The organism is Microbacterium sp. NPDC077391 (genome assembly GCF_040686955.1).
Lineage (GTDB): Bacteria > Actinomycetota > Actinomycetes > Actinomycetales > Microbacteriaceae > Microbacterium > Microbacterium commune.
The window spans coordinates 88907-110768 of the sequence record NZ_JBFBMI010000001.1; the positions used below are offsets into that span (position 1 = coordinate 88907).

The following is a 21862-nucleotide window of genomic DNA, read 5'->3' on the forward strand; positions in this document are numbered from 1 at the left end:
TCAGAACGGGACGGTCAACGAGCCGTCGGCTGTGCGTGCGATGACCTTCTTGTCGATCAGCCGATCGATGACCGCTGAAGCGTCGATGGGCCGTGAGCCATCTTCCATCGGGCCGTCGCGATCGGGGTCGTGACGGTAAGCGGCTTCCAGGCGCGCGCGGGGCACCGGCCCGCCAAGCTCCTGCGACAGCCGCACGAGGGTGCCCGCGACGTCCCCTTCGTCTGGCGCCAAGCGCGTGAACTTCTGCAGGACACCGCGGAACTGCCCGACCGCGGCAGCCAGAGACAGAAAGGCTTGACCGGTCAAGATCGATGCGAGTCCGACCAGCAGCTGCCAGAGCGCGTCTTTGCGGAGTGCGGTCGTGTTGATGTGCCACCGCTCGTCGGACGTGACCATCTCCAGGACAGGGGAGTCGCCGCGCCAGTATGAATTCAGCGGTGCCGACTCTACGGCGATCCCCTCGACGCGCAGCGCGCGGGCTTCGGAGAACAGCGCCTCGACGTCATCGGGCGTCAGTCGGGCTGCCAGTTCGGGCTCGACCAGCGTGAGCGCTGCCGACAGGTTTCGCCTCGAGAAGTTGGTCACGAGCGACACTGTAGCGACGTTCCTCGCCGTCAGGTACGGACACGGCAGAATCACGCGCGCCCGAGTGCTGCAGGTGAGGGGGAAGCGCGTGGGTGGCGAGATCGGGCTTCGCGCCGGCCGATGGCCCTCACCGCAGCGCCGCCCGTGCGAACAGCCGCAGACCGTCGTCGGCGCTCACCGGATGCCGCCGCAGCGAGTCGCCGATCAGGTCGAGCACCTGCTGCGGATGGAAGGTGACGTGAGCGATGTCGCGCTCGGTGAATGCGAGGCGGGTGGATGACTGCCAGCCGCACCGCTCGAGTCCGAACGCGATGGCGTGCCAGCGCTCGCCGGGTGCCGTGTCGTCGGCGATGGTGAGCAGCAGCAGGGTGGCCGCATCTGACTCGGCGTCGCTGAGCTTGCGGTACAGGCCATGCGCGATCAGCTGCAGCTGGGCGCGGGGATCGCCGAGCACCTTCTGCGCGGCGGCGCTGAGCAGCAGGCGTCCCTTCTGCACCCGCACCAGGCCCAGCCGCTGGGCGGCGTCGCGCAGCTCAGAGATCGGGGGCGTGAGATCTTCCCGGTTGCTGGCGCCGATCCAGTCGTCGAGCAGCCCCAGCTCTGTCATGCCGGCGAGCACGCTGGCGGGTGGCATCCAGCCGGCTGCGGTGAGGGCGAGGCCATCGGGGCCGACGGCATCCATCAGCCAGGCGAAGGGGCGCACGATGCGCGCAGCCGTCTCGTCGTCGACCTCCAGCGGCTCGAGTACGCCGGTGAGGTGCAGGTGCTGGCGCAGTTCGGAGCGGATCGGCGGCGGCAGCTGCGCGGCGAGCTCGATGATCGGCGACTCGTCGGTGACGTCGCCCGGGCGGCGCAGCTCGTCGCTCTTCACCAGACCCGATATGTCGTACGGCGAGAGCCCCGACCCCTGCGGGTTGAACATGAGATTCAGCTCACTCTGCACGCCGACCAGGTCGAATGCGCCGGGCGACAGCGGCGCCCACGGGCCGACAGTTGCGCGCACCCAGTCGGTGATCTCGCGGTGCTCCGGATGCTGCGGATCGGCCAGCGCGGCGAGCTTGTCGCGGTATCCGTGCATGCCGCCGGCGTCTTCGAGCGGCCCGCGGTTCGCCCCGTCGAGCAGCACCACGGGGGCGAGCAGCGGGGCATCCGGCTCGCGCTCGACGACGTCAAGGCGGTGCACCCACCCGTCGCCGAAGTCGTACTCGTACCAGAGCGTGTCGAGGGTCGAGAGCACCTGGTCGACGGTGGCCGCGTCTTCCGACAGTGCCCCGTTGTCGCTCGCGAAGTCCGGCGATTCCCAGCGCCGCCCCTGCGTGGACGGCTGGTCGGGATCGGTGCCGGTGAACGCGTGCAGGTGTGATTCCCGCCAGCCCACGATCGTCTGCAAGGCGATGTGCAGCGAGCGCAGCGGCATCCGGCCGTCGATCTCGAACTCGCGCCAGATCTCGGGTTCGCTGTCGACGAGGGCGACGCGCAGGCGGTACCGGGTCATGACGACAGCGTACGGATGGGTTGGGACATCGGGGCCAGTCCCCCCGTGGCACCCCGCTTTCTCGTGCCCGTGAGAGACCACTTCCCGCGCGAGACGTCACCTCGGACGCCGCAGTCCCGTGCGTGTCCTGCGAGCGTTATCCGGCGTGTGCGACGACGGATGCCGCCAGGTCCCCGCCGAGCTTGCGGAGCCTCGCGCGGCCTTCCCTCAGCTCGGCGCACATGCCAAGGAGGTGCCGGACTCGATCGACGATCCGCCGCTGTTCCTCGAGCGGGGGTACTGGCAGAGGTAGCCGTTCGAGCTTGTCCTTTGTGAAGTGCTGAAGACCAACTCCTCCATGTGCGTCACCGATCAGCACATCCAGGCGGCTATTGATCGCGAGGCAGATGAAGTCACGGTAATCCTCAAAGAGTGTGCACTTGAAGATGTGCTGATTGAGGACACCTGCGGGTCCATCCCACACGAATGCCCCGAACGACGTACCGGGGGTGCCAGACCAGCTGATGAGTAGATCTCCGGGGTCCACTCGGTGGCGCGGAGCAACCTCCCCTTTGAAGTGGTTGAACGGGGCCTTGGTGTTGTTGAGGTTCTGAATCCTGATAATCGGAAGTCCGTCCGACGACCACTCGGCGGGCTTGAAGGCGCGCCCGTTGACCGTGTGAATCAGATCGACCGCTCGGCTCCATTCCCATCCATCGGGCGCCCGATACGGAACGTCTATGTCCTGGAGAACGGAGTAGGTTTTCGTGCGGCGTCTTCCACCGGCCGTGCCGAGGAATCGCTCCCTTTCGGATTGCACGCGGGCGAGCAGTGCGCGCGCCGGCTCGTCGGAACGGGCGCGTTCGGTTAGTGAGCCCCGCATGGCGAGATCCAGGATCAGTGCCTGAAGCTTGTCCAAACCCGCGTCGGACTCCACCATCGGAGCGAAGGCGGACCTGAAGGTCTCCGGCGGCAGGCTGGCGTTGGATGCTGCGCCAGCCAGTTCATCGCGAAGTGAGTCCCGAAGCTTCGCAAAGTCCCTCTTGGCAATTTGAAGATCATCGAGGAGCTCGGCGGGCTCGCGATGCGAGGGATCGGCATCGTTCGGGTTGTCTACGTCAAGGTTCCAGTTGTTCTCTCGAATCTGCTCGATCGAGACCTTCCATGACACCTGCGACTCGACGCGGTCATGCCACCATGCCTTCTCCGCCTCAAACTCCTCGAGCCGGATGGGCTTGGTCTTCGAGTAGTTCTTATAGCCGGCGGGGTACTGATGCTCGTAGTACCAGATCTCCTTCGTGGGTTCGCCCTTGGTAAAGAAGAGCAGGTTGGTGGCGATCCCGGTGTAAGGGTTGAAGACACCCTTGGGGAGACGGACGATCGTGTGCAGGTTGCATTCAGTGAGAAGCTTCTCCTTGATGCGAGCTTTCACGCCATCGCCGAACAGGGTGCCATCGGGAAGCACCACCGCAGCACGTCCTCCTGTCTTGAGTCGGTGTTGGATCAGGATGAGAAAGAGGTCGGCGGTCTCGCGCGTTCGGTAGGCACGGGGGAAATTGTTCTCGACGCCCGGCTCCTCTATCCCGCCGAATGGCGGGTTGGTGAGAATGACATCGACGCGCTCCTTGCTCGTGTAGTCGCGCAGTGGGCGCGCGAGTGTGTTGTCGTGGGCAACGTTGGTCGGCACGTCAATGCCGTGGAGCAGCAGATTAGTCGTGCACAGCAGGTGGGGAAGCTGCTTCTTCTCGACGCCGAGGATCGACGACTGAAGGATCTGTTCATCGTCGGGTGTCCTCACGTGGTTCGCGCGCACGTGTTCGATCGCCCCGGTGAGAAAGCCGCCTGTGCCGCAGGCCGGGTCGAGGACACTCTCACCAAGATTGGGTGAGACGATGTCGATCATGAATTGGGTGACAGCGCGAGGCGTGTAGTACTCACCGCTGTTCCCGGCGCTCTGGAGACCTTTGAGGATCTGCTCGTAGATGTCGCCGAACAGGTGCCGGTCCTCGGAACGGTTGAAATCGATCTCGTTGATCTTGTTCACGACTTGGCGGATCAGGGTGCCGTTCTTCATGTAGTTGAAGGCGTCCTGGAAGACATTGCCGATCACGTTTGAGCGGCCGGTCGTCGAGGTCTCCGCAAACTGCTTGAGGGTTGGGAACAGCTTGTTGTTGACAAAGCCGACTAGCGCGTCCCCGGTAATGCCCTCCTTGGGAGCGGCCCAAATGCGCCAGCGTAGGTCGCTGGGGATTGGTGAACGGTAGTCAGAGTCCAGCAACTCCGCTTCGGCCTCGCGGTCGTCGAAGATCTTGAGGAAGAACATCCAGGCGAGTTGACCGATGCGTTGCGCATCACCGTCGATGCCAGCGTCCTGCCGCATAACGTCTTGGATTGACTTCACAACGGCACTGATACTGCTCACGCGATCTCCTTAAGAGGCCGTCGAGTAGAGCTGGTGCTCCAGTTCCTCGACGGCCGAATCGAACCCTGCCTTGCCCCCGAACTCGACCACGATCTCCATCGGAGTGCCGATGTCGATGAACGGGCGAATCTTTAGGACACTCGCGTCGTGGTCGGGCTCGAAGCCTTCGTCAGCGTACTTGTCTAGAAGCGCCTTCAGCGTCGCCTGCGCCTTGGAGGAGTACTTCGCCCAGTAACCCGTTGCGAGGACATTGTCCGCGCGTTGGCGGCGAGTCAGCACCGGCTGGTCGAATGCGACGTGGCACACCAGGTCGAACGGGCTGAAGTCTTTGCCGACCTCTTCGGCGAGAGCTTCGAAGAACACTCCCTGCTCCTGAAGCTCGGCCACGATCGCTCGCTTACTGTTGGCGTGGCTCCAGCGGTTCAGGAACGCGTCCAATGTGGGGTAGGAATCCTTGATGCGCTTGCGGGTGTAATCGGTGAGGCTCTCGGTGATGAGCTTGCCGTCCGGTCCCATGTACTGAACGCGCTCCGCCACGAGCGTGACTGGCACGTCACCGACGAGGTACTTGATGCGCCGGTCTGGTGTCTTGATCGGTGGATCGTTGGACGGCAGGTCCTGCGAGCCCCGAGGATCGGCCGGGTCAACGTCCTCCGGCGGCACCAATGGCTCGTCCGGCCCTGGTGAATAGACGACTACAGGGCCGCCGTCGAAGTCCGGGTCGGCGAAGAGTTCCGTCGCCTTACGGAAGTCCATGATCGTGAAGTAGAACTTACCGTGCTCCTCGTTGATGCGCGTGCCACGACCGATGATCTGCTTGAATTTCGTCATCGACGCGATCGACTGGTCGAGAACGATGAGTTTGCATGTCTGGGCGTCGACGCCGGTGGACATGAGTTCGCTCGTCGTTGCGATCACGGGGTAGCGCGACTCAGGGTCGATGAAGTTGTCTAGTTCCGCCTTCCCCTCGGCGTCGTCGCCGGTGATCCTCATGACGTACTTGCGGTTCTTGGCAATGAGGTCGGTGTTCTCGTTCGCGAGTGCGGACCGCATCCGCTCGGCGTGGTCGACGTCCTGGCAGAAGACGATTGTCTTCGCGAACCGGTCGCCGGACTCTTTGAGGTACTGCGTGACCTTCTTGGCAACGAGTCGTGTGCGCTGCTCCAGGACCAAGTTGCGGTCGAAGTCCCTCTGGTTGTAGACGCGATCCTCGATGAGCTCGCCATGTTTGTCGGTCTGGCCATCCTCCGGTCGCCAACCCTGGAGGTCCTTATCAAGGTCGATGCGGACGACCTTGTAGGGAGCGAGATAGCCGTCGTCAATGCCCTGCTTAAGGGAGTACGTAAACACTGGGTCCCCAAAATAGGTGATGTTCGACGTATCAGTGGTTTCCTTCGGAGTCGCAGTGAGGCCCACCTGGACGGCGCCCGAAAAGTAATCGAGTACCTCTCGCCACTGCGCGTTCTCCCGGGCGCTGCCGCGGTGGCACTCGTCGACCACGATGAGGTCGAAGAAGTCGGGCGAGAAGTTCCGATAGATGTTCTCCGCATCTTCGGTACCAGTGATCGCTTGGTAGATCGCGAGGAAGATCTCGAAGGAAGGATCGGCCTTGCGGTTCGTGATCTTCGTCATCGCAGTGCCGAACGGTTTGAAGTCGTTGACCCGCGTCTGATCGACCAAGATGTTGCGATCGGCTAAGAAGAGCACTCGCTTGGCACGGCGAGATTTCCAGAGCCGCCAGATGATCTGGAAGGCGGTGAAGGTCTTGCCTGTACCGGTGGCCATGACCAGTAGGGCGCGGCGCTGCCCGCGAGCGACTGCCTCGACAGTGCGGTTCACCGCTTGAAGCTGGTAGTAGCGCAGATCCTTGCCGTGGAAGTAGTAGTCCTGTTCGATGATCTTCTTCGCGGCAGCCTCCGGTGCTACGCCCTTCCAATCGAGCCACCTCCGGTGCAACTCCTCAGGTGAGGGGAATTCGTCGAGGGTCAATTCTCGCTCGATCTCGCCCGCCGTTACCGTGCGATCATGGAAGACGAAGCCGTCGCCGTTCGAACTGAAGATGAACGGAACGTCGAGGCGGTCGGCATAACCCTGTGCTTGTTGCATGCCAGCGCCGATGCTGTGGTTATTATCCTTCGCCTCGACTACCGCCAGCGGGAGGCCCGGCTTGAGGAACAGCACGTAGTCGGCTGACATTGGTGCCTGGCGAGCGTGTAGCTTGCCTCGGACCACGATCCGGCCCGGGGCAATCGAGTATTCCTCGCGGACCTGATTCTTGTTCGGGTCCCAGCCGGCGCGCACGATGGCTGGCGTGATGTACCGAGTACGGATCTCGGTCTCCTTCAGCGCCTTCTTGTCGATCTCACCCATGGCTCGCGCCCTCCTTGGCGTAAGCGTATCGGGCAGGTCGATCCGTGTAGTTGCTGCGGGGTTCCCTGCCCTCGGGCCTCACGGAAACCATGGCTACCGATGGGCCACCGACGAGTCCGGCGCGAAGGCGTGGACCAGGCTTCGAGTGGGAGAAGTCGTCCCAGCACGGGCGCCACATGCGGCGGACTTACTCAGTACGTGTTGCACCCTCGCGATCGGATCGTCATCGACGAAGCCGGCATGGTCGACCTGCAGACGACGAACGTCCTCGTAGAGCTCGCGATCGAGCGGGGTGTCGGGCTGGCGTTCGTGGGTGACACGCATCAAGCATTGCCGGTCGGGCATGCAGGTGCGATGAATTCTGCGATCCGGCACACGAACGCTGCGGTGGAGCTCGACCGCAGTGCACCGGTTCCGCCATCCCGACTACGCGGCGCTCACACTGCGGCTCCGGGATGCGGGTGATCGCGAGCGTGCGCTGGTGGTTGCGGGCGAGCTTGCCGAACGTGGTCACGTCGCTCGAGTCGATCATCACGAAGCGGCCCGTGAGCGGATGATCGACGCGTACTTCGAGTGGCACACGCGCGGAAGCGAGTGACGTTGGTTCCGGTACTAATGCTGAGGCGGATGCGATCAACGACGCGATTCAGCAGCGGCGAGCCGATCGGGGGAAGCTCGACGTCCGCGTCTCCGCGTGGGGGATCGGGCAGCAGCGCATCCTCGTCGGCGACACCGTCCAGACACGCCGCAACGACTGGATCACGGGTGTCGAGGATTGCGCGCAGTGGATCGTGCGCGGCATCCGTGAGTCGTTCGTCGATCTGGTCTCAGTGGGCGACAGCGGCGAGGTCAGCGCGTGTCCGCCGCGTACGCGCGCGAGTACCTGCAGCTCGCGTACGCGTCCGCCGTTCACGGTGCGCAGGGCGACACCGCCGACGCGTCGGTAGTGGGGCCCGATGTCGATGCCGCAGGGCTCTGTGTGGGCCTTCCGCGCGGTTGGCCGCACAACGTCGCGATCGTCGCCGCGCGGACGGATGCTGCGGCCACGAGCGTGTCGCCGAGTCGATGCAGCGCGGTACTCCCAAGTTGACGATGCAGGATGCTGTGCGCGCTGCCGAGGCAGAGGTGCGGCGTGCGGCGAGGAACCGGGAGGCGGCGGCGGCCACGAGGCCGGCTGTCGGGGCGCCGAGTTTGGGCGCGGGATAGGGATCTAGCGGCGTTCGAAACGCGGGACGCCCGTTGGGCAGCGTTCAGAACCGCCCTTCGGGTGAGGTCGGATGCGTCATCGGAGCCCTCGCGTCGTCTCCTCGGCTGTCTTCATTGGACCGGCTCACGGGCGCTGCTTGGCGATCGCCAGCACCCATTGGGAGACGGCCGCGCGAGAGTGCTCACTACGTGAGACGGAGTTGTGTGATGAATCGGCTCACCGGGCAGGGATGACGGCGGTCCCAACGGTCAGTGGTGTATCCCGACCACAGCAGAGTGACCTTGAATCGGGCCCGGGTGAGGCCGACGTAGAACTTGTTCCGTTCCTCTTCAAGTTCACGACGGTTATTGATCGAGCGATAGAACGGGATACGTCCGTCATCGCAGTCGGGGATGAAAACGTGGTCGAACTCAAGACCCTTTCCGGCTGACAGCGTCGTCACGTACACGCGCCCGTCGCGCAGTTGCCGAGCGGCCAGTTCATCTACGGAGCGCAAGACCCGGGGGTCGCTCGAAAGGTAGTCGAGCAGCGGCGCAAGTTCGTCCGTTGCAACTGTTGCGGCATCGGTGCCCGCAGAGACGAGCAGGTTAAGTAGATCCGACGTCAACTGGCGCGCGCTCATTCCCGACTCGATCGAAAGAAGGAGGCCGACAATCTGGCCGCGGATCTCGACGTCAAGATTCGGGACGATTCGCGCTAGTTCGTCGACAAGTGCGCCGATGCCATCGCCACGAGCCAGGCCGAGAAGCGTCCCGCAGGCGCGCTCGAGCCAATTGGTGGTCATCGACTCCCACTCAGCGTCCTCACGGACCCAGGTGTCGAGACCGCGATCGCCGAGCGCTTCCGCCGCAGCACGAGCCAACCCGTTCGTGCGACAAAGTAGGCCAATGGCGTCGGGACGGACGTTCGATTCGACGAGCAGGGCTACCTCCTCGGCGATTCGTCTCACTTGGCCGTTGACGGAGCCTTCGACCTTCAGAGCCTCGATGGAACCACCCGCACGAGCAGTAATCATTGGCCGGCCGTCAGGGAATAGGCGCCTGCTGATCTCAGCGATGACTGCGCCGCACCGATAGTTCGTCTGGAGTGTGATCTCGGTTACCTCGGGTTGACTGGCGAGGTCGGTTAGCAGTCGGGAGTCCGTGCCGGTCCAGCCATAGATCGCTTGATCGGTGTCTCCGACGGCGAATAGCGTGCTGGGGTCAGCTTCTTCGCTTAGGCATAGATCGCGAACGATTCGGTCGAGGCCCGGTGCGAGGTCCTGGTACTCATCGACATAGATTCGGTCGAATGCGGCGCGAAGGGCTAGTCTCACATCAGCGTGGGTCTCGACAATCGTCACTGCTTGCTCGATTATCGAAGCGAAGTCGAGGAGTCGGTTGTCGCGCAAAACTTGAAGGTATGCGTCGCGCGCTTGGACGGCTGAGCCAGATAGAGACCACTGCTCCTCTGATGCGAACTCGCTGCGCAGCTTTCGAACCGTGTTGAGCAGAAGCGGGTCGTCGGGTATCCCTTTCTGTCGTAGCGTTTGCGCCCACAATGCTTCCGCTTCCCGTCGGCGGAGCACTCGCGCGTCCTGGATCTCTGGAAGGCCGGCAAGCGCTGCATAAGGCCGAAGAATTCTGTTGAGCGCGAAGCCATGAACCGTCCCGATGAAGAGATTGCTCCGTTGATCACCGCTCAGCTGCCCGAAGCGACTGCTCAGTTCGGCTGCGGCCGCTGTGGTTAGAGTGACGCATGCCGCACCACTCGGAGGGGCGATTCGGTCGGACAGGTCGCGAGCCAGACGCGTGACAAGGAGTTTCGTTTTGCCGCTTCCTGGCGGTGCGATCACAACGCAATGGCCCTCAACGTCCATTGCCGCGGTTTGCGAGTCATTGAGCTCGGCGCAGGCGTCCTCAAGCGTGCTCACTCTGCAGTCCTTAAGAAGTCGAGGGCCCGCTGAAATGCGGCCGGTGCGGTTAGAGGCTCAGAGGCAAGACGTTGGGCGAACCGACCCTTGCCGCCTGCATGGTCGATCTCGTCCACGAGCTGCTTGCGCGAAGGAGACCCCTTCCAAGTCTCAATGCGCGACGGGGTATTCCTTGTGCCAAGCTCCGTAAGAGCGACGTGGATTCGCTCAGCATTCGAGGCTGTCCGATAGAGGTCCACCTCCAGCGTGTCCTCACCAAGGAAGAGTCCGTGGCCGTCGAGTTCTCCTATGAGGCCCATGGCTTCCGCTAGTCGGCTGAGGCGGGTGCGACCTTGAAGTTCCCCGTCCCTAGGATCACCGTCCGTCACAATCGCAAACGGAATCCCCAGAGAACCGCATAGTTTCGCGTACGAAAGGAAGTGAGTCCCGTGGATCGCGCAGACCGTTATCCCCTCCTTGTTCAAGTCCATGCCGTGTTCGGATGCGAACGCCGGGACGAGCACTTCTTCCGCGTAGCCCTCAACCAGCAAGACCTTGGTTGCAAAGACCATCTCCGCTTGGGTTGCCCCTAAATACCGGTTGACGTCGCCCCATTCGCGCTCGGTCAGCGTTGCATCGGCGGCGGCGTGGGCAACGGTGCCGCCGTCCTTGCGCGACAAGCGCAGGAGAGCGCGGCCGTCGACCGCGCTCACGAGCTGGGGTGAGTGGGTCGTCACAAGAATCGACCTTGAGTCTGTGGGCGCGCCGATCGCCTCGAGAACACTCCGCTGAAGGTGCGGATGAAGGTGCGCTTCAGGCTCCTCTGCCATCACCAAGGTGTGGCTCACTTCTTTGCCCTCCAATCGAGCTTCAGAACCCAGCTGCAGAAGCACGAAGTAGAGAATGTTCAGCGAGCCAAGGCTGGCGGTGTCAAGGGAACGAGCCTGGGAGCCATCGACGTAGAGCGTCAGTGCCCGGATCACCTCGTCAACCTGCGGCGGAACGGTTCGAAGTGACGCACCTAGAGCATGTCGAGGACCTACCGCGGCCTCGACCCGCCTCTCGACGGTGGTCGCAAGGTCCTCCACGTCCGGCAGGCCAACGACTTGGTCGTTCGCCTCCGATAGGAGGGTGCGCAGGCGTGCGACTTCATCTGGGGGAATCTTTCCGATCACACGCTCTAGGAGTGAACGCAGCGGTGAACGTCGCCATGACCGTATATCGCTTTCGACGTCCCGAAGCGCAGAGGTGAAGGCGACAAAGACTTCATCGCGGAGGTCGTTGGGAACGCGTCGGTTATCTTCGCCGTCGGCAAAGTAGACCCCATCGGTGTAAATGCCGTCCTTCTTGGGATCAGGAGCCCACTTGTAGGTAAGGCGTGCGACGGGCGGTTTCAGCTCGACGAGACCGTTCCCGAGCGTGGCCATCATTCGCTTGTCGTCGCTGAGTTCGTCGAGGTCAAGCGAGATGCGTATCTCGTACCCATCCACCATCGGGTCACCGCTGGGACAATCGAGGCCATCCCAGAAGTCCTTGCTGGAGAGTCGTCGATCCGCATAGGGCAAGCTCGAGTCGAGCACAAGCCGAATGGCCTGCAGCAGATTGCTCTTTCCCGCGCGGTTCTCGCCCACGATCACGACGGATCGCCCCAACGCAGTATCCAGACTTGGGAGGTTTCTGAAGTTGTGAGTCCTGATTCGCGCGAGCCGCATGGTTTCACCGTATCCATCGCGGCGCCAGTCGAATCCTCGCCGCCCCGATTGGACCAAGACATGCTGCTCGTCTACGCAAGACCGCGCTTTGCGATTTCTGACGCGCGCGACATCGTCTCCACCATCGGTCTATTGGGCGAATCGACCGCAGAAGCGCTGCGGAAGGCCATCGGCGACCTGACGCTCCGATGCGGGCGGGTGGGATGACCGCGAGGTAACCACCGACTAGCCCGCACGTGTCCACGGGGACTAAGGCTTCGCAGCCGATCTCACTCCTGCCGACGCGAGAACGGGACGTTGGTTATCCGACTTCGCCTGGGACGACGAGGGCCGGTTCGCGTGCGGCGGCCGGATGTATCCGGACTCGCTCATGCTGGCCGCCGAGCCACCGATCTTCCACTGCTGCACAACGATCCGCGACTGGACCCAGTCGGTTCGGGTGCGGGACGCCTTGCGAACGCTATCTTTAGATGGGTGCAAAGCATGTACCCTCTCACTCCCGATTCGGAGCACCTCAGGCTCAGACCCGGAATGCGAAGGGTCACGGTGGAAACCGCGTCCACGACGGAACTCATCGACCTCGCAAGCCTTCGATACGACTTCAGCTCCGCCAAGATGTTCGCACAGTCCTATCTGTCACAAGACTTCGAGCTGCTAGGTCCAGAGCTTGGCGAGAGCGACGCCCTGTGGCTGGCCGCGTTGACACTCTACGGTCGCGCATTCGCTAACGGATTGCGACACCGTGGCCGCGCCAACACCGACGGTCTGAGTACGGACATGCAGGAGGCCCACGAATACTTCATCGACACGCGAAACAAGTTCGTCGCTCACTCAGTGAACGCTTTCGAGATCGGTATCGTCTTTGTTGATCTCAACCCGCGCGATGAAGCGCCTGGAATGTCCAGAATTGGAGAAGTTCACACGAGCGTGACACGTCTATCTCGCGAGATGGTGGAGCGGCTGAGCGTCCTATGCGCGCATCAAGTAAGGACGCTCACGCGGCGCATCGAAGTGTTACATCAAGTGATCGGGCGGGAGCTTCTCGCGCTCGGGGAGGAAGCGGTTTACTCTCTACCTGCCTTCACCCCTCCCGTGCCTGATGCTTCAAACCCTAGGTCTGCCCGCACATAGCTGACACAAAGCTTCACGCGCGGCGTGTCCCTCCTCGCAACTGAGCCGCATGCGTGGATAATTCGTCATGGTCTCCCCGAGCTTGCCCCTACCTGCTGACACGCACGTCCCGATTCTCAGGAAAAGCAAGCCGAGCTAGACGCCGTGTCAGGCGCTCCAGTCGACAAGCTCGTGCCTCTCTTCGAGTTTCTCGACCCCGCCAACGGCAAAGGATTTGCTGGCGCGTGCATGGTGGAGGGGATAGCAGCGGAGATGCGCCGTCATGACCACTCCACCAGGTGACCGACGGCTCTGTGGGAGCGGTCACCCTCCATGCCTGTTCCGCTGAGCGTTGGACTTGCAGGGCTATTGTGGCGAAGCGGACTGCGACCGACGAGCATTACGTCCTCGATCTGTGTGACGAAGTGCTGGGGCTCGCAGCTCAACGACCAGCACGAGCCGACTGGCTTCGGTGTCGGCGGCGCTCGAATTCTGAACGGTTTCGGCGTTCGAATTGTGAACGGTTGTCGGCAGTCTAGTCAGCTGGGTTGGTGATGTCGGTCCGGGTGCTGGGGAGGCTGTCGATGCCTCGGCCTCGGAGCCGGTAGCTGGCGCCTTTGAGGGTGATCACTTCGGCGTGGTGAACGATGCGGTCGATCATCGCTGCGGCGACGACTTGGTCGCCGAACACTGTGCCCCAGCCGGAGAACGGCAGGTTTGAGGTGAGCACGAGGGAGGCGTGTTCGTAGCGGGATGACACGAGCTGGAAGAACAGGTTCGCGGAGTCCTGCTCGAACGGTAGGTAGCCGACCTCGTCGACGATGATCAGCCCGTAGCGGCGCAGCCGGGCCAGTTCCTGCGGGAGCCGGCCTTGGCGGTGGGCGTCGGACAGGCGGGTGACCCATTCGGTGGCGGTGGCGAACAGGACCCGGTGGCCTTGGTGCGCGGCGATGACGCCCAGCGCGGTGGCCAGGTGCGTCTTCCCGGTGCCGGGAGGTCCGAGGAGAACCACGTTGCGGGCCTCGAGGAGGAACGCCCCGGAGGTCAGGCTCGCGACCTGCTGTCGGACGGCGGACTGCTGGTCCCAGTCGAAGTCCTCGATGGTCTTGACCGCGGGGAACCCGGCCGCGCGGATCCGCAACCGAGCACCGGAGGCGTTGCGGGCACTCACTTCGCGTTCCAGCACCGCGGCGAGGTAGTCCTCGAAAGACCAGCCCGCGGCCCGGGCCTGTTCCGCGAGCCGGCCTGCGGCTTCGAGGATGCGCGGCGCCTTCAGTGAGCCGGCGAGGTAGGTGAGCTGCTTGGCCGTCTCGGTCTGCGTGGTCGCCATCAGAACCCGCCTCCGATGCCGAAGGCCCGGTCATAGTCGGCAAGATCACGGACGAGATCATCACCGGCGGCGACCGGTCGCGGCGCGCGGAACTGCTCTCGCAGCGTCTTCGCGGTCTGCAGGTGTGCGGGGTCGGTGATCGTCATCCCGCGCGCCCAAACCCGCGTGTGCTCGGCGACCAGGCGTCCATCGGCCCTGACCCTGACGCGGTCCAGTTCAGCGGAGACATCGACGAGCCGGCCGACGGCGCGGGGGTCGACGGAGTAGTCGTTCGTGTCGACGCGGACGTAGTAGTCCCGCCCTAGCCGAATCCTGTTGCGCCAGCCCAGGTGCAACGGGACCGGTGGCAGCGGCAGCATCGCAGCCCGGTCCGCGTTGATGCGCTGCTCCGGCGACGCCTGCAAGGTGCGGACCGTGCGCGCGTTGGCGATCTGCAACCAGTCGGTGAACTGCTCGTTGAAGTCTCCCGGAGATGCGAACGAGCGGCCCGGCATGAACGAGGTCTCGAACCAGCCGTTGCGCCGCTCGACGATTCCCTTGGACTCCGGATCCCGGGGAGGCAACAGCACCAACTTCGCCGCTAACGTTCCCATGAACGACGCGACCCCTTCCGCCCGCCGTGGTCCGCGCCCGATCCCGGGTTCGTTGTCCCAGATGAACCTCCGCGGGACTGCGCCGATCTGCTGCAACAGCTCCCAGGACCCCAGCAGCAGATCCTCCGTCTTGCGGGTCGGGATCATCCGCCCGACGATGAACCGGGAGTGCGCGGGCGTGATCACCAGCACCGGCAACAGCTTCGCCGTCCCGTCCTCGAGCGGGATCTTCCTCGGCTGGAACCAGAGATCCCACTGCGCCGCATCTCCCGGTTCCCAGATCAACCGGTCCGCGGGATCGATGCGCCGCTGCTCGGGCCGCAACCGTTTCACGTTGTCACGGAACCAGCGGATCGAGCCCGACCAGCCCACCCGCTCGGCCAGCACCGTCGCCGGCATCTCCGGCGTCTCCCGCAAGAGCTCCTTCACCCGCGCTTCGAACGGCGTGAACGACGTCACCGCCGCCATCCGCTCATACTTCGGCGGGGAATCCGACGCCAACGCGGCATACACCGTCGTCCGCGAGATCCCCAACCTCGTCGCGATCTGCGCTTTCGCCACACCCTCCCCGGCAAGCCGGCGAATCAGTGCCCAGTCCTCCAAAGTGATCACACTCCAATCGTCGAGTGTTCACTTTTCAAGCGCCGCTACTGTCCAGTTTTCGAGCGCCGCCGACATTCGGGGCGACGTGTCGCCGCGTTCAGGTCGCGCGGTTCAGCTCCCAGTGGATGGATACTGGCCCTCGCTTCAGCTCGTCGTCGAGTTTCAGGAGAAGCAGCACACCGAGTCGGTGCCCCTCTTCGACCGGCGTGCGACGGTATCGGGCATTCCTCGAGGGGAGCAGCGCCGACTATACGACGAACGCAAAGCCGAACTTATTCCAGCTCAGGGGCTCCGCCTTGTCGTGACTCACAAGAGTGAGTTTGCGTTGAAGCGAGATCGAATCGTTCGCGATCACCACCGCGATTTGGCAGTGGTTCAGTGTCGCCTCGTGTCCTAGACAGACAGCGGCTTGCCGCAGGAGTGCTCTACTGCACGGCGAGTACCGCCCAGGAGCGGTTGGGCGTGAGACTCGGAACCCGGGGAGTTCCTGTCGTCCGTGCGGAGCAACTAATCCAGATACTAGCGTTCGCCTGCGGCATTCGAAGTCGCGGAATGACAACGATCTACCGGGGTGGCACCACCGCGCTGCGTCTTGCGTGCCCCTCCCGAACAAGCGGGCCGCTCTCGGATACCGACTGCCCACGATCACCACCTCCTCGTCGGGCAGCGCCGGCTTCGGCGGGGGCGATCGCATCCAGGCGACGATGATGTTCGAACGGCTGACCTGAGATTTCGCGCTCCGCAGATGCGGAGGCAGCAGTGATCGGGAGGAAGCGTTCGTTGTCCCCCTCGCGGGGGATCCCCACCGCCCGGCTCCCGCGTACAGTCGCGGTCATGGATATCGCGTCGATGATCATGGGCGGTTCGATCGCGTCGGTCATGTGGATCGCCTTCTACCCCTGGGCGAAGCTCCGCCGGCTCAGAGACCTGGAGTCCGAGGCCGACGGTACGGCATCGTAAGCGCATGTCGCCCACCGTCCCCACCTTCACCGCCGCGCAGGTGCGGGCGGCGGAGGCACCGCTGCTCGCCGCGGGCGTGCCACTCATGCGTCGTGCCGCGACCGCGCTCGCCGAGGTCATCGCTGAGCACAACCCCGAGCGCGTGCTGGTGCTCGCCGGCTCCGGCGACAACGGCGGCGACGCGCTGTTCGCCGCCGCCGACATCGCCGCACGCGGGATTCCCGTCGACATGCTGCGCACCTCCGACCGCGTGCACGAGAAGGCGCTGCAAGCCGCGATGGACGCCGGCGCGCGCAGCATCCGCCTCGCCGATCTCGACCCGGCCGCCTACGACGTGATCGTCGACGGCATCCTCGGCATCGGCGCGCACGGTGCCCTGCGCGGGCAGGGCCGCGACGCGGTGACCGCGCTGCTGTCGGCATCCGCCGTCGTCATCGCCGTCGACCTGCCCAGCGGACTCGACGCCGACACCGGCGCTGCCGACGACGCCGTGCTCGCCGCGGCGACGACGGTCACGTTCGGCGCGGTCAAGGCCGGCCTCGCCCGCGGCGAGGGCCCGCGGCTGAGCGGGCGGATCGTGCTGGTCGACATCGGGCTGACGCTCGACCCGGCGGATGCCGTGGGCCAGGCGACCGTGACGGAGAGGCGCGCCGGGTGAACCGTGCGCGCCGCGAATTAGGCTCGAGGCCGTGCTCGGTTCATCTGTCGAGGTGCATGTCGATCGTGAGAGCGTCGCCGCCGGCGACGATGTCGTCTCGCATGCCGCGGTGGTGCGCGTGCGGCGGGGTGCGCGGCTCAGCGCTGTCATCGAGCAGGTGTCGCCGGATGTGCGCGTGGCCGGTTGGTCGTGGGTGGTGAAAGTCGATGGTGTGACCGCCGCGGTGTGGTCGGTCGATCACGGGGTGCAGCTGCTGATCGCCGACCGCCGGGTGACGCAGAAGTCGGTGACGATCCTGTTCCGCTACTTCCTGCAGATCGACCCGGTATGGCTGTTCGCTCGTCTGGAGCAGGGGGCCCGCCCGAACCGCGAGGCGCTGCGCGCCGAGTATCAGGCGCGCTGACGGCTCTCGCATCGAGGCCGGTCATTCTGCACAATGGCCGATGCTGAGAGGTACTCCACAGGTGCCGGGATGCGGAGCGGTGAGCGTCGGGGCGGATGCCTATCGTCGCCTGCATGAACTATCGCGAGCACCTGGTCGTTCCATCGGCCGTGCGCATCGAGGTGTCGGTGGCGGGTCACCCCGAGTGGGACAGGACGATCGAGCTTCCGAAGCACTCGCCTGAGACATGGCTGTGGGAGGCCTACCTGCTCAGTGTCGGTATCGAAGCGTGCGACGAGGAGGTCGCCGCACTCAGGTATCGCCACCCGCACGTCTACTGTGGCGAGAGCTGGGTGGTTCGAGACGAGTGGTCCGCGCCGTTCGCGGCCCGTGCCGTGCGTTACGCGGGTGATGACTTCTTCGGCGATGATCCAGCCGCACTCGCCGAGGCAGCGGTGCGAGTGCCGTCGTTTCCGTTCGAACTCGACATCACCGTTGAGCGCGCGTCCGGTCGGCAGGCGGGAGACGCGAGCGTGTCGATCGTGGGTGCCGGCGTCGACAGCTCGCTGCGGCCCTCGAGGGACTGGCAGACGAGCGCGCAGCCGCTGGATCTGGATCAAGCCAACCGCGAGCTCGTCCGTCGCTTCGGCATCGTCGTGCCGTTCGTCCGCTCGGAGTCTCTGCGCACCATTCCCGACGACACCTCCGCGGGCTCGCTGATCGCTGATCTGCTCGCACCGCTGACGCCGGTGCGGCGGCTCGCCCTTCGGGCTCATCTGAACGCCACCGACCTGCTCGACGCCAACCGGCTGGGCATCGACACGGTGCGCCAGGCGACCCACGCGCTGCGCGCCCTGATCGACGCAGTCGGGCCCGACGGCGCCGACCAGGACGCCACCAGCGGGTGGCTGCCGACCAGCGTCGTCGACACGGTCGTCGCCAGCGTCGAGTGGGATGCCGATGATGCGGCGGATCTGCTCAGCTCGTTCGCACGGCGTGCGGGGCTCATCCGGCGGCTGAAAGGACACGTCGTGGTCACCGCACTCGGGAAGCAGCTGATGGCTGATCCCGTCAAGGCCTTCCCGCGGGTCGTCAGCGCGATCGCGGGCGGGACGCGAGGGTACTGGGGCTCGTTCGACACGAGCCGCTTCTCTCGCGCCGCGGCTCTGCTCGCACTCGCCGATGGATCGGCCACGTCGTACGACCAGCTGGCCGGCTACCTCGAGAAGGCGCACGCGGCGCGTGACGCGAGAAGATACGACGAGTTCGGCGACTGGTACGACACCGTCCGTTCCCGCGCGGGGTTCGATCGGGGCGAAGCAGATGGGGTGCTTCGCGAGCTCACCGACGGACTGCTCGCACTGTCGGCTCCCGGCGCCTTCGGCCTGGTGACGCCGCACATCCGGGCGGTGGCGCGTCTCGCCTTGCAGCGTGGCTGAGCGTTGGGTGCGGGGACTCTTGAGCACCGCGCCCGACGAGAGCGGCTCGCAGATATCCGAACAAAGTTTCGGTAAACGCTTGATCTCTTGATCGAACAGAAGTACTATTGACGCATGTCGAAGCTCACGCCGTTGATCGAAGCGATGTCGTCGCTCGATCGATCGTGGGGCGATGCGGAAGATGCCACGGATCTGACCCGTGAGCAGTTGATCGCCATCGACAGCGCTATCGGGATGGTGAAGCGTCGATTGGATGCCGTGCACGCCGACGTCGCCGCGGGGATCTCTCGCGAGTCGCGTCCTGAGCTCGGAGCAGGCAGCCTGGCCAAGCAGCAGGGGTACCGCACGCCGGCGAAACTCATCGCCGCGACCACCGGCGTCTCGACGGGGGATGCGATTCGACTCATCAAGGTTGGGGAGGCGACGGCTCCGCGGGCGGATCTGCTCGGTGATCGGCTTCCCGCGCGCTATCCGCTGGTGCGGGAAGCCCTGTCTGACGGTGCAGTCAGTTCGCAGGTGGCCGGGCTCATCATCAGCCTGCTCGATCGGTGCCGTATCGCTGCAGGGCCTGAGCGGACGAGCGAGGGCGAGCGGATCCTCACCGAGGCCGCGGTCGGGCTGTCCTTGGACGACGTGCGCAAGCTGACCGTCCGTGCCGAGGCGTGGCTGGACCCGGATGGAGTGGAGCCGCGCGCGGAAGAGCAGCGCGCCAAGCGGTCACTGACGATGTTCGAGCGTGACGGGATGGTTCACCTGAACGCGCTGCTCGACCCCGAGAGTGCCGCCCCGGTGATCACCGCGATCCGCGGGTACGTCACCGCCGCATTCGCGGCTCGACAAGACGCGCCGGATCCCGATGCCCCGGATGCCGATCGCCGCACCGTCCCGATGCTGCAGGCCGACGCCCTGAGCCTGTTCGGATCGCACATGCTCGGCTGCACCGCGCAGACGCCCGCGCTCGCAGGAGCGACCGTGGTGGTGCGGATGACCTTGCAGGATCTCCAGGCGGGCACCGGGTCGGCGACGATCGACGGGATCGACCAGCCGATCAGCATCAGTGCCGCCCGCCGGATGGCCGCCGACGGCGGGATCATCCCGTGCGTGCTCGGCGGAGACAGCGAAGTGCTCGATTGGGGGCGCCGCCGTCGACTGTTCACCCCGGCGCAGCGACTCGCTCTCGCCGAACGCGACGGCGGATGCGCCATGTGCGGCCTGCCACCCGGCATGGCCAAGGCGCATCACATTCGATGGTGGTTACGCGACGCCGGACCTACCGATCTCGCGAACGGGGTCCTGCTCTGCGAGACCTGTCACCACCGGATACATGACAACGGGTGGGACATCCGCATCGACCCACCCGGACACGGCAACACTGTCTGGTTCGTGCCACCACCACACGTCGACCCTGCCCGCGCGCCGCGTCGGGGTGGCCGAGCACGATTCGACATCGCAGCCTGATCCAACGCGTCGGTGATCGTCCGCGCGGTCACGGCGCATCCGCTACCTGTGGTGCCTGCCGCATGTGGGGCTAGGGGTACTTCGGCACGCTCAGCGCGTCAGGAGGGGCCAGGCGTTGCAGGGCGACGGCGCGGGCGGTGGCGTTCGTGCAGGCGTGAGTTCTTCCCTACTCGAACCCGCCGCTCAAGCGCCCGTGAAACACCCCGCTCGCGTCGTTCATCCCCACGATCTCCACCGACTTCCCGTACGCGGCGTACTTCGTCTCGATGGCATCCAGCGCCGCGACGGTCGACGCGTCCCACACGTGGGAGCCCGACAGGTCGATGACGACCCGGACGGGATCGGAAGAGTACGAGAACAGCGTCGTCAGATCGTTGCTCGAGGCGAAGAACAGCTCGCCGGTCACGATGTATGTCGCCACGCCATCCGAGACCACGCGGGTGACATCGACCAGATGCGCCACCCGCCGCACGAACAGCACCGACGCGACCAGCACCCCGCCCACGACGCCGACTGCGAGGTTGTGGGTGAGCAGCACGAGCACGACGGTGGAGACCATCACGAAGGTTTCGCTCTTCGGCATCCGCTTCAGCGTCGACGGACGCACGCTGTGCCAGTCGAACGCGCCGATCGCGACCATGATCATCACCGCGACCAGCGCCGCCATCGGGATCGTCGCGACGAAATCGCCGAACACGACCACGAGCAGGAACAGGAAGACGCCGGCGCAGAACGTCGAGATGCGGGTGCGCGCGCCCGACTCCTTCACGTTGATCATCGTCTGGCCGATCACCGCGCATCCGCCCATGCCGCCGAAGGCGCCCGACAGGATGTTCGCCACTCCCTGCGCCCACGCCTCGCGACCCTTGCGGGAGTGGGTGTCGGTGATCTCGTCGACCAGCTTCGCGGTGAGCAGCGACTCCATCAGCCCGACCAGCGCGACGGCGAGCGCGTAGGGCGCGATGATCGTGAACGTCTCCCAGGTCAGCGGCACGTTCGGGATGAACAGCGACGGCAGGCTGCGCGGCAGCTCGCCCTGATCGCCCACGGTCGGCACGGAGATCGCGAACGCGAGCACGACGCCGGTCACGATCACCACCGAGACCAGCGGCGCGGGGATCACCCTGGTGATGCGCGGCATCACGATCATCACCGCGATGCCCAGCGCGACCAGCGGATACACCAGCCACGGCACGTCGATCAGCTGCGGGAACTGCGAGCTGAACACGAAGATCGCCAGCGAGTTCACGAACCCGACCATCACGCTGCGCGGGATGAACCGCATCAGCTTCGCCACCCCCAGCACCCCGAGGATCACCTGGAACACACCGGCGAGGATCACCGTGGCGATGAAGTAGTCGATGCCGTACGTCGGCGCGACCGGTGCGATGACCAGCGCCACGGCCCCGGTCGCGGCGGTCACCATCGCGGGCCGACCGCCGAGGAACGCGATCGACACCGCCATGATGAACGACGAGAACAGTCCCACCTTCGGGTCGACCCCGGCTATCACCGAGAACGCGATCGCCTCCGGGATCAGCGCCAGCCCGACCACGAGACCCGCGAGCACCTCGCGGGTCAGCATCCGCGGGCTCTTCAGCGCGGTCAGCACCGACGGGTTCGGCCGGTAGCGGGCGGGATCATCAACGGATGCGGTGGACATGAGTG

19 protein-coding genes are annotated in these 21862 nt (G+C 64.9%); 10 read left to right on the top strand and 9 right to left on the bottom strand.

Features of this window, described 5'->3' with window-relative positions; all coding sequences use genetic code 11:
• The 4 genes from AB0O65_RS00400 to hsdR form a co-directional block, all read right to left on the bottom strand.
• Entirely contained in the window at positions 1 to 585 is a 585-nt protein-coding gene (locus tag AB0O65_RS00400; protein ID WP_363382076.1) for a hypothetical protein, read from the bottom strand.
• 127 nt (positions 586 to 712) lie between these two features.
• Positions 713 to 2080 (bottom strand): plasmid pRiA4b ORF-3 family protein, encoded by a 1368-nt coding sequence (locus tag AB0O65_RS00405; RefSeq protein WP_363382079.1) that lies wholly within the window; start codon positions 2078 to 2080, stop codon positions 713 to 715.
• Between the two features lie 136 nt (positions 2081 to 2216).
• Complete coding sequence (locus AB0O65_RS00410; protein WP_363382082.1) at positions 2217 to 4481, bottom strand: N-6 DNA methylase; 2265 nt, start codon at positions 4479 to 4481, stop codon at positions 2217 to 2219.
• 9 nt (positions 4482 to 4490) lie between these two features.
• Entirely contained in the window at positions 4491 to 6851 is a 2361-nt protein-coding gene (gene hsdR / locus AB0O65_RS00415; protein ID WP_363382085.1) for an EcoAI/FtnUII family type I restriction enzme subunit R, read from the bottom strand.
• Between the two features lie 240 nt (positions 6852 to 7091).
• Between hsdR and AB0O65_RS00420 the strand changes: the two genes are divergently transcribed.
• Together AB0O65_RS00420 and AB0O65_RS00425 are read left to right on the top strand one after the other, a co-directional pair.
• Positions 7092 to 7316, top strand: coding sequence for a hypothetical protein (locus AB0O65_RS00420; RefSeq protein ID WP_363382087.1), 225 nt, complete (start codon positions 7092 to 7094; stop codon positions 7314 to 7316).
• Between the two features lie 391 nt (positions 7317 to 7707).
• The gene (locus AB0O65_RS00425; RefSeq protein WP_363382089.1) at positions 7708 to 7941 is read left to right on the top strand and encodes a hypothetical protein; all 234 of its coding nucleotides are present in this window, start codon (positions 7708 to 7710) and stop codon (positions 7939 to 7941) included.
• A 301-nt stretch (positions 7942 to 8242) separates the two neighbouring features.
• Here AB0O65_RS00425 and AB0O65_RS00430 read toward each other — a convergent pair whose 3' ends face one another.
• Together AB0O65_RS00430 and AB0O65_RS00435 are read right to left on the bottom strand one after the other, a co-directional pair.
• A complete protein-coding gene (locus AB0O65_RS00430) occupies positions 8243 to 9970 on the bottom strand; it encodes an ATP-dependent helicase (protein ID WP_363382092.1) in 1728 nt (575 codons plus the stop codon).
• Positions 9967 to 11661 (bottom strand): AAA family ATPase, encoded by a 1695-nt coding sequence (locus AB0O65_RS00435; protein ID WP_363382094.1) that lies wholly within the window; start codon positions 11659 to 11661, stop codon positions 9967 to 9969. The genes AB0O65_RS00430 and AB0O65_RS00435 overlap by 4 nt, the downstream gene beginning before the upstream one ends.
• A gap of 60 nt (positions 11662 to 11721) precedes the next feature.
• On the opposite strand from AB0O65_RS00435, the gene AB0O65_RS00440 reads away from it, so the two are divergent.
• Both AB0O65_RS00440 and AB0O65_RS00445 read left to right on the top strand, forming a co-directional pair.
• Positions 11722 to 11868 carry a hypothetical protein gene (locus tag AB0O65_RS00440; RefSeq protein ID WP_363382097.1) on the top strand — a complete coding sequence of 49 codons (147 nt, stop codon included), beginning with the start codon at positions 11722 to 11724 and terminating at the stop codon, positions 11866 to 11868.
• 339 nt (positions 11869 to 12207) lie between these two features.
• A complete protein-coding gene (locus AB0O65_RS00445) occupies positions 12208 to 12792 on the top strand; it encodes a hypothetical protein (protein WP_363382100.1) in 585 nt (194 codons plus the stop codon).
• A gap of 514 nt (positions 12793 to 13306) precedes the next feature.
• On the opposite strand, the gene istB is transcribed toward AB0O65_RS00445, so the two are convergent.
• Positions 13307 to 14101 carry an IS21-like element helper ATPase IstB gene (istB, locus tag AB0O65_RS00450; RefSeq protein WP_363382102.1) on the bottom strand — a complete coding sequence of 265 codons (795 nt, stop codon included), beginning with the start codon at positions 14099 to 14101 and terminating at the stop codon, positions 13307 to 13309.
• Positions 14101 to 15306 (bottom strand): IS21 family transposase, encoded by a 1206-nt coding sequence (istA, locus tag AB0O65_RS00455; RefSeq protein WP_363382105.1) that lies wholly within the window; start codon positions 15304 to 15306, stop codon positions 14101 to 14103. The genes istB and istA overlap by 1 nt, the downstream gene beginning before the upstream one ends.
• A 587-nt stretch (positions 15307 to 15893) precedes the next feature.
• Between istA and AB0O65_RS00460 the strand changes: the two genes are divergently transcribed.
• The 6 genes from AB0O65_RS00460 to AB0O65_RS00485 all read left to right on the top strand — a co-directional run bounded on the left by AB0O65_RS00460 (position 15894) and on the right by AB0O65_RS00485 (position 20194).
• Positions 15894 to 16025, top strand: coding sequence for a hypothetical protein (locus AB0O65_RS00460; RefSeq protein ID WP_363382108.1), 132 nt, complete (start codon positions 15894 to 15896; stop codon positions 16023 to 16025).
• A 106-nt stretch (positions 16026 to 16131) separates the two neighbouring features.
• Positions 16132 to 16257 carry a hypothetical protein gene (locus AB0O65_RS00465; protein ID WP_313366225.1) on the top strand — a complete coding sequence of 42 codons (126 nt, stop codon included), beginning with the start codon at positions 16132 to 16134 and terminating at the stop codon, positions 16255 to 16257.
• Positions 16258 to 16261: 4 nt separating this feature from the next.
• Entirely contained in the window at positions 16262 to 16915 is a 654-nt protein-coding gene (locus tag AB0O65_RS00470; RefSeq protein ID WP_363382111.1) for an NAD(P)H-hydrate epimerase, read from the top strand.
• A gap of 31 nt (positions 16916 to 16946) precedes the next feature.
• Complete coding sequence (locus AB0O65_RS00475; protein ID WP_071643189.1) at positions 16947 to 17318, top strand: hypothetical protein; 372 nt, start codon at positions 16947 to 16949, stop codon at positions 17316 to 17318.
• Positions 17319 to 17431: 113 nt separating this feature from the next.
• Complete coding sequence (locus tag AB0O65_RS00480) at positions 17432 to 18736, top strand: hypothetical protein (RefSeq protein ID WP_363382114.1); 1305 nt, start codon at positions 17432 to 17434, stop codon at positions 18734 to 18736.
• A gap of 114 nt (positions 18737 to 18850) precedes the next feature.
• The gene (locus tag AB0O65_RS00485; RefSeq protein ID WP_363382117.1) at positions 18851 to 20194 is read left to right on the top strand and encodes a DUF222 domain-containing protein; all 1344 of its coding nucleotides are present in this window, start codon (positions 18851 to 18853) and stop codon (positions 20192 to 20194) included.
• 166 nt (positions 20195 to 20360) lie between these two features.
• Here AB0O65_RS00485 and AB0O65_RS00490 read toward each other — a convergent pair whose 3' ends face one another.
• The gene (locus AB0O65_RS00490) at positions 20361 to 21857 is read right to left on the bottom strand and encodes a SulP family inorganic anion transporter (RefSeq protein ID WP_363382119.1); all 1497 of its coding nucleotides are present in this window, start codon (positions 21855 to 21857) and stop codon (positions 20361 to 20363) included.
• Between the last annotated feature and the right edge of the window lie 5 nt (positions 21858 to 21862).

Coding starts and splice junctions, on each gene's coding strand:
- AB0O65_RS00465 (WP_313366225.1), top strand. CDS start 16,132: ATGGATATCGCGTCGATGATCATGGGCGGTTCGATCGCGTCGGTCATG.
- AB0O65_RS00470 (WP_363382111.1), top strand. CDS start 16,262: ATGTCGCCCACCGTCCCCACCTTCACCGCCGCGCAGGTGCGGGCGGCG.
- istB (WP_363382102.1), bottom strand. CDS start 14,101: ATGGCGACCACGCAGACCGAGACGGCCAAGCAGCTCACCTACCTCGCC.
- AB0O65_RS00485 (WP_363382117.1), top strand. CDS start 18,851: ATGTCGAAGCTCACGCCGTTGATCGAAGCGATGTCGTCGCTCGATCGA.
- AB0O65_RS00435 (WP_363382094.1), bottom strand. CDS start 11,661: ATGCGGCTCGCGCGAATCAGGACTCACAACTTCAGAAACCTCCCAAGT.
- AB0O65_RS00420 (WP_363382087.1), top strand. CDS start 7,092: ATGGTCGACCTGCAGACGACGAACGTCCTCGTAGAGCTCGCGATCGAG.
- AB0O65_RS00405 (WP_363382079.1), bottom strand. CDS start 2,080: ATGACCCGGTACCGCCTGCGCGTCGCCCTCGTCGACAGCGAACCCGAG.
- hsdR (WP_363382085.1), bottom strand. CDS start 6,851: ATGGGTGAGATCGACAAGAAGGCGCTGAAGGAGACCGAGATCCGTACT.
- AB0O65_RS00490 (WP_363382119.1), bottom strand. CDS start 21,857: ATGTCCACCGCATCCGTTGATGATCCCGCCCGCTACCGGCCGAACCCG.
- AB0O65_RS00440 (WP_363382097.1), top strand. CDS start 11,722: ATGCTGCTCGTCTACGCAAGACCGCGCTTTGCGATTTCTGACGCGCGC.
- AB0O65_RS00480 (WP_363382114.1), top strand. CDS start 17,432: ATGAACTATCGCGAGCACCTGGTCGTTCCATCGGCCGTGCGCATCGAG.